At 55.7% G+C, this 6,928-nt stretch carries 7 protein-coding genes; 3 read left to right on the top strand and 4 right to left on the bottom strand.

Annotated features, from left to right (window positions below):
* Positions 1-35: 35 nt before the first annotated feature.
* Positions 36-458 carry a TonB system transport protein ExbD gene (gene exbD / locus HX773_RS15265; RefSeq protein WP_008103349.1) on the bottom strand — a complete coding sequence of 141 codons (423 nt, stop codon included), beginning with the start codon at positions 456-458 and terminating at the stop codon, positions 36-38.
* A gap of 5 nt (positions 459-463) precedes the next feature.
* Entirely contained in the window at positions 464-1,192 is a 729-nt protein-coding gene (gene exbB / locus HX773_RS15260) for a tol-pal system-associated acyl-CoA thioesterase (protein WP_176972228.1), read from the bottom strand.
* Positions 1,193-1,452: 260 nt separating this feature from the next.
* Here exbB and metC point away from each other — a divergent pair, with 260 nt between their 5' ends.
* Positions 1,453-2,643, top strand: a complete 1,191-nt coding sequence (gene metC, locus HX773_RS15255; RefSeq protein WP_176972224.1) for a cystathionine beta-lyase — start codon at positions 1,453-1,455, stop codon at positions 2,641-2,643.
* Positions 2,644-2,741: 98 nt separating this feature from the next.
* Positions 2,742-3,404 (top strand): DedA family protein, encoded by a 663-nt coding sequence (locus tag HX773_RS15250; protein WP_101761796.1) that lies wholly within the window; start codon positions 2,742-2,744, stop codon positions 3,402-3,404.
* Here the strand turns inward: HX773_RS15250 and HX773_RS15245 are convergent, their stop codons facing one another.
* Positions 3,405-4,316 (bottom strand): AraC family transcriptional regulator, encoded by a 912-nt coding sequence (locus HX773_RS15245; protein WP_101761795.1) that lies wholly within the window; start codon positions 4,314-4,316, stop codon positions 3,405-3,407. It lies immediately after the preceding gene.
* Positions 4,317-4,521: 205 nt separating this feature from the next.
* Here HX773_RS15245 and dkgA point away from each other — a divergent pair, with 205 nt between their 5' ends.
* Positions 4,522-5,349: a 2,5-didehydrogluconate reductase DkgA gene (gene dkgA, locus HX773_RS15240; RefSeq protein ID WP_176972223.1), complete on the top strand. Its 828-nt coding sequence runs from the start codon at positions 4,522-4,524 to the stop codon at positions 5,347-5,349.
* Between the two features lie 107 nt (positions 5,350-5,456).
* On the opposite strand, the gene ftsP is transcribed toward dkgA, so the two are convergent.
* Positions 5,457-6,884 (bottom strand): cell division protein FtsP, encoded by a 1,428-nt coding sequence (gene ftsP / locus HX773_RS15235; protein WP_101763013.1) that lies wholly within the window; start codon positions 6,882-6,884, stop codon positions 5,457-5,459.
* Positions 6,885-6,928: the final 44 nt, after the last annotated feature.

Genomic DNA, 6,928 nt, shown 5'->3' with positions numbered 1-6,928 from the left:
TGGCAAGACGGTATCTACGATTACGTTGAGAGATATTACTTTTTGACCGTTTCCATGCCCATCAACCCAATCTTCAGATAACCGGCTTCACGCAGCTGATCCATCACTTCCATCAGGGTGGCGTAATCAACCGATTTATCCGCCTGGAAGAAAATGGTGGTGTCTTTCTTGCCTTCGGTCTGTGCCGTCAGCGCGTTCACCAGCGTCTCTTTGGTGACCGCATCGTTACCGATGAAGATCTGCTTATCTTCCTTGATGGAGAGATAAACCGGTTTTTCCGGACGCGGCTGCGGCGCGCTGGTCGATGCTGGCAGGTTAACGCGCACATCAACCGTGGCTAATGGCGCGGCGACCATAAAGATGATCAGCAGAACTAACATGACGTCGATAAACGGCGTCACGTTGATTTCGTGCATTTCGCCATCGCCGACCGAGTCATCGTTTAAACGCATCGCCATAATACTTATCCTACGCGCAGTTTCTGTGCCGCCGCTGGACGGTTGGCTTCTTTCGCGGTATCAACGTTGCCGAGATCCAGATCGCGGCTCTGCAGCAACATCACCTGCGCGGCGACATCGCCCAGCGACGCTTTGTAGCTGGCAATCATACGCGCGAAGACGTTGTAAATGACGACTGCTGGGATTGCCGCCACCAGACCAATCGCGGTAGCCAGCAGCGCTTCGGCGATGCCCGGTGCGACGACTGCGAGGTTAGTGGTTTGCGTTTTAGCGATGCCGATAAAGCTGTTCATGATGCCCCATACGGTACCGAACAGACCGATAAACGGCGCAACGGAACCGATGGTGGCGAGGAAGCCATTACCGCGACCGGCATGACGGCTGAATGCAGCAACGCGGCGATCGAGACGGAAGCTGGTGCGCTCTTTAATGCCATCCAGATCTTCGGTGCCGGCGGACAGCTCCAGCTCATTCTGCGCGTCGTTTAGCAGCACAGCGCTGTGGCTGTTGCCTTTGAAGTTTTCAGCAGCACGGTAAGCATCGTTTAACGAGCGGGCTTCGCCCAGCGCTTGCTGCTCGCGTTTCAGGCGACGTTTCGCCCCGCTCAGCTCAGCAAACTTACCGAAGAAAATTGCCCATGTGACAACGGAAGCCAGTAACAGGCCAATCATCACAATCTTTACCACGATATCGGCATGCTGATACATGCCCCAAACGGAGAGATCCGTTTGCATCAAATCACTGGCTACCACGCTGCATCTCCAACTTCTGTTGCACAGTTCACGATTGAAGCGCGGATCATAGCAAAAAAAACGCCCGAAGTGATAGTGGTTCTCATTACTATTTACAAAGCAAAGATGCCCGCTATTTCCACAAGTTAGCTGATGTTATGCGCAATACTGGCCTCACTCTGATAATCCGCAATCAGGCTCAACCCGCTACACTGATTCGTGGTAACGTGAATGTTTTGTGGGAAATGTCAGGAAAGGCAGTGATGGCAACGAAAAAAATAGACACCACGCTTGTCAGCGCGGGACGCAGTAAACGTTACACGCAAGGCTCAGTTAACAGCGTAATTCAACGCGCTTCATCCCTGGTTTTTGACACGGTTGCCGACAAGAAACGTGCTACCGCTGGCCGCGCGTCAGGCGAACTGTTTTATGGTCGTCGCGGCACCCTCACCCATTTCTCGCTGCAAGACGCCATGACCGAGCTGGAAGGCGGCGCAGGTTGCGCGCTCTATCCGTGCGGCGCGGCCGCGGTCTCCAATGCCATTTTGTCCTTTGTCGAAGCCGGCGACCATATTCTGGTGAGCGGCGCGGTCTATGAACCGACACAGGATTTCTGTTCGAAAATTCTCAGTAAGCTGAACGTCGCCACCACCTATTTCGATCACTGCATCGGCAGCGAAATTGGCGAACTGGTGCAGCAGAATACGCGCGTGGTGTTCCTGGAATCACCGGCGTCGATCACCATGGAAGTGCAGGATATTCCAGCGATTGTTGCCGCCGTGCGCGCCAAAGCGCCGGATGCGATCATCATGATCGATAACACCTGGGCGGCTGGCGTGCTGTTTAACGCGCTGGAGCATGGCATCGATATTTCGATTCAGGCCGGAACCAAATACATTATTGGTCACAGCGACGCGATGATTGGCACTGCGGTGGCGAATGAACGTTGCTGGCCGCAGCTGCGCGAGAACTCCTATCTGATGGGCCAGATGGTTGATGCCGATACCGCCTATATGGCGAGCCGCGGTATTCGTACATTGGGCACGCGTCTGCGTCAGCATGAAGAGAGCGGATTGCAGGTAGCCGAATGGCTGGCAACGCAGCCGGAAGTGGCGCGCGTTAACCATCCGGCGCTGGCGCAGTGTAAAGGTCACGAATTCTGGCAGCGCGATTTCAGCGGCAGCAGCGGTTTGTTCTCCTTCATCCTGCATGAAAAACTGAGCCGTGAGCAGCTGGCAAATTACCTCGATCACTTCCACCATTTCAGCATGGCGTATTCGTGGGGCGGCTATGAATCACTGATTCTGGCTAACCAGCCTGAAGAGCTGGCGGCGATTCGTCCGGCGGGCGGCGTGGATTTTGACGGCACCTTGGTGCGTCTGCATATCGGCCTTGAGCATGTCGACGACTTGCTGGATGACCTTAAAGCCGGTTTTGCACGTTTAAGAAGTTAAACAGAAGATAAACCACGCTGTGGCGGCGATGAGAGATCAACGTATGCGATGCCGCAGAAGGTTAAAATTAGACTCCTTGTGACTCGATGGAATAGCTGATGGGTGTTTTACATGAGATTGTCCAGGCGCTTTGGCATCAGGATTTTGCCGCGCTAGGCAATCCGGATGTGGTTTGGATTGTCTACGGCGTGATGTTTTTAACGCTGTTTCTGGAAAACGGTTTGCTGCCCGCGTCATTCCTGCCGGGCGATAGCCTGCTGCTACTGGCGGGCGCGATGGTCGCCAAAGGTGTGATGGATTTCGTACCGACGATTGTGATTTTGACCACGGCGGCCAGTCTTGGCTGCTGGCTCAGCTATCTGCAAGGGCGCTGGCTCGGCAACACCAAACTGGTGAAAAGCTGGTTACTGCATCTGCCCGCGCAATATCACCAGCGCGCGTGGAATATGTTTAACCGCCACGGTTTGATGGCGCTGCTGGTTGGCCGCTTCCTGGCGTTTGTACGCACTTTGCTGCCGACCATGGCCGGAATTTCCGGCTTGAACAATGGTCGCTTCCAACTGTTTAACTGGCTGAGCGGCTTGTTGTGGGTTGGGATTGTGGTGACGCTGGGTTACGGCATCAGCCATGTGCCCTTTATCAAGCGCCATGAAGATCAGGTGATGGCGATCCTGATGATTCTGCCGATCGCGCTGCTGTTTATCGGCCTGGCCGGCAGCATTGTGGTGATCTGGAAAAAACGCCGCCAGAAACTCTCCTGATTACGACGCGGCGTCAAACGGTAAGGTTTGACGCACGCGGCTCGCCTCTTCTCCCGGCGTCACGCCGAAATAGCGCTTAAACTCACGCGAAAACTGCGATGGACTTTCATAACCAACACGCACCGCCGCCGCGCTGGCTTTCATGCCATCCTGCAGCATCATCAGACGCGCCTGATGCAGGCGATAGCGCTTGAGGTATTGCAGCGGCGAGGTTTGCGTCACCGCTTTGAAGTTGTGATGAAACGCCGAAACGCTCATGTTCACTTCGGCGGCCAGCATGTCGACACTCAGGCTTTCCGCGAAATGGTTTTCGATGCGACGCAGCGCGCGCGCAATCTGGCTGAACTGCGTCTGCCGATTGACCAGCGACAGCAACGCGCCGCCAATCGGTCCGGTTAACACGTAATAGATGATCTCGCGCACCAGCTGCGGACCCAACACGCGGGCGTCGCGCGGGTTATTCATCACATCCAGCAAACGTTCGGCCGCACACAGCATCTCTTCGCTCATAAACGCCGAATGGATGCCGGAGGTTTGCGCCTGCGGCTGGAACTGCTCGTCATCGCCGATATCCATCAGCAAATCCTGCAGGCTGGCGACATCCACGCTCAAACACATGCCGGCTAGCGGCTCCGCCAGCGTGGCTTCGGTTTCGCACTCCACCGGCAGCGGCACGGTGAGCATCAGATATTTGGTGGCATCGTAGTGAAAAACCGTGCTGCCGAGATAACCGGTTTTACGTCCCTGAAACAGAATCACAATGCCGGGTTGATACATCATCGGCGTACGCGGCAAGGTTTCGCAGGCGTAGATCAGCTTGACGTTTTCTACCGCGCACAGCGGCTTATGCAGGTCACTCATCAGCGCAACTACGCGCTGCGCTAGCTGACGGCAAAGGGCGTCGTTTGGCATGCATCTCTCTCAGGCAGCAAAAAAGTCAGTTTGCCGTAAGGCTGTGCAAAGCTCCACCATTCTGGAGAATCAGGCAAGATTCTTGCAGAAATCCATCAGGCAAAAGTGCCGCCCGCTTGCCACAATGATCCTGAGGTGAGGTTTGTTGACTAGACTTAAGCACATCTTTTCTACGGTAAGTCACTGCAACAGATAAGGAGCAACTATGGCAGAGCAACCCATTATTAAATTGCGCGACGGCAACATGATGCCGCAGCTTGGCCTCGGCGTGTGGCAAGCGAGCATTGAGGATGCGCGTAACGCCATCCTGGAAGCCCTGAAAGTCGGCTATCGCTCCATCGATACCGCCGCTATCTATAAAAATGAGGAAGCGGTTGGGCAAGCGCTGCAAGATACCGACGTGGCGCGCGAAGACATTTTTATCACCACCAAATTGTGGAACGACGACCAAACCAACTGGCAGCAGGCGATGGAAACCAGCCTGCAGAAGTTGCAGCTGGAGCAGGTGGATTTATATCTGATGCACTGGCCGTGCCCGGAAAAAGATAACTACGTTGAAGCCTGGAAAGGTTTGATTGAGCTACAGCAACAGGGCTTAACCAAAAGCATCGGCGTATGTAACTTCCACGAGGCGCATCTGAAGCGTTTGATCGATGAAACTGGTGTGTCGCCGGTGGTGAACCAGATTGAGCTGCACCCGATGCTGCAACAGCGCACGCTGCATGCGTGGAATGCGCTGCACCAGATTCAAACCGAATCCTGGAGTCCGCTGGCGCAAGGCGGTAAAGGTGTGTTCGATCAGGAGATTATCCGCGAGCTGGCGAAGAAGTATGGTAAGACGCCAGCACAGATTGTTATCCGCTGGCATCTGGATAGCGGTTTGGTGGTGATTCCGAAGTCGATTACCCCAGAACGTATTCGTGAGAATTTCCAGGTGTTTGATTTCAGGTTGGATAAAACTGAAGTGAGTGAGATCAGTAAGCTGGATAGCGGTAACCGTTTGGGGCCGGATCCGGAGGCGTTTAACGGGTAGGATGGTGCGGTTTTTCCCTCACCCTAACCCTCTCCCGCAAGCGGGAGAGGGAACTGTAAGGTGCGTTTTGCTCGATCTGCTCCCTCGCCCGCTGGCGGGTGAGGGCATTAAGACGCTGAATTCACCAATAACTGCCCCGCCGTACCGCGATCCGCCATCTCTAGCGTCTGGCTGTAATAGACAAACGGGAAGTGATCCGACGAACTCTGCGGGAAGCTCACCAACAGCTCCACGCTGCCATCCACCCACACGGTATCTTTCCAGCCGCGATCTTCACCCATCGGCTGCGCGCCATTGACGTTCTTAATCAGGAACATCACGCCCTGGATATGCAGCGACTGCGGGCGATCGGCGTGGATAATCCAGCGCTCGAAGGTGCCCTGCTGCACGGTGGTATCGATGCGGTTCATGTCCCACAACACGCCGTTAATGCCCGGCTCGCTATCGCCAATGCGGAATTCGCGCGTGCGCACCGCCACGCCATCGAGAATCTGATCCGCCAGCAAACGCATCGGCAGATTGTCAGTCACCAGCGGCAATAAACCGGTTGGGCGTAAGCTCAGCACCAGCGTATTGGTCAGAATCGATGACGGCTCAAACAACCCGCGCAGGCGATCCATCAAACCCGCCGCCGTTCCGGCCATGATCGAAACTTCATCGCCCTGCGACATATCTACCAGCACTTCGCGACGTTCGCCGGGAGCCAGCGTCAGCAGCTGAACCGCCACCGGCGCAGGCAGGAAGCCCTGATCGCTGGCGATCACCGTAAAGGGACGATTATCGGAGAAGGTGAGATCGAAGCGGCGCGCGTTCGAGCCGTTCAGCAAACGCAAACGCACCCAGCCGCGTGACACTTCGACATAGGGATTTTGCACGCCGTTCACCAGCAGCACGTCGCCCATAAAACCGCCGCTGGAGGGTGGGTTATAAACCGGCGTGGCGAAGTTATCGAGGCGCTTGTCCTGAATAATCAGCGGGAAATCATCGACGCCATAATGCTTCGGCAGCGGCAGCGATTTACTGACGTCATCTTCCACCAGCCACATGCCGGCGAGTCCGTTGTAGACGTGCGGCGCCATGCGATTTGGCGTGTTGGCGTGATACCACAATGTGCCCGCGCCCTGACGAATCGGCAGCACTGGCGCCCAGTCGGCTCCGGCTGACATCATGCGCGGCGCACCGCCCATTAATGCGCCCGGCACCTGCAAACCGCTGACGGTCATCGATACCGGTTCGTTGAGGCGGTTGCTGTAAATCAGCTTCACATCGTCGCCGCTATACACGCGCACCGTTGGGCCGAGATACATGCCGTTAAAGCCCCATACCGGCACTTTGTTGCTGTTGCCGCTGAACGACCAATGGCTGCGCTGCAAGGTGAGAAACAGCGGCTGACCGCGACGTGATTCAATCAGCGGTGGAATAGGAAGTGGCGTATCGCCCAATGGCGCGGCGGCGCGGGCGGCGAAAGGCATAGCACCGGAAGCCAGTGCGACACCGGCAGAAAGCTGAATAAACTGACGTCTGCTGCAAGACATAAAACTTCAGACCTTTTGAGCGTGGCGTGAGGACGCCGTGTCCA

Origin of the sequence: Pantoea sp. B9002 (assembly GCF_013385945.1) — a bacterium.
GTDB lineage: Bacteria > Pseudomonadota > Gammaproteobacteria > Enterobacterales > Enterobacteriaceae > Pantoea.
Note: the sequence above shows the minus strand (reverse complement) of the source record. Positions and strands in the feature narration are given on the sequence as shown.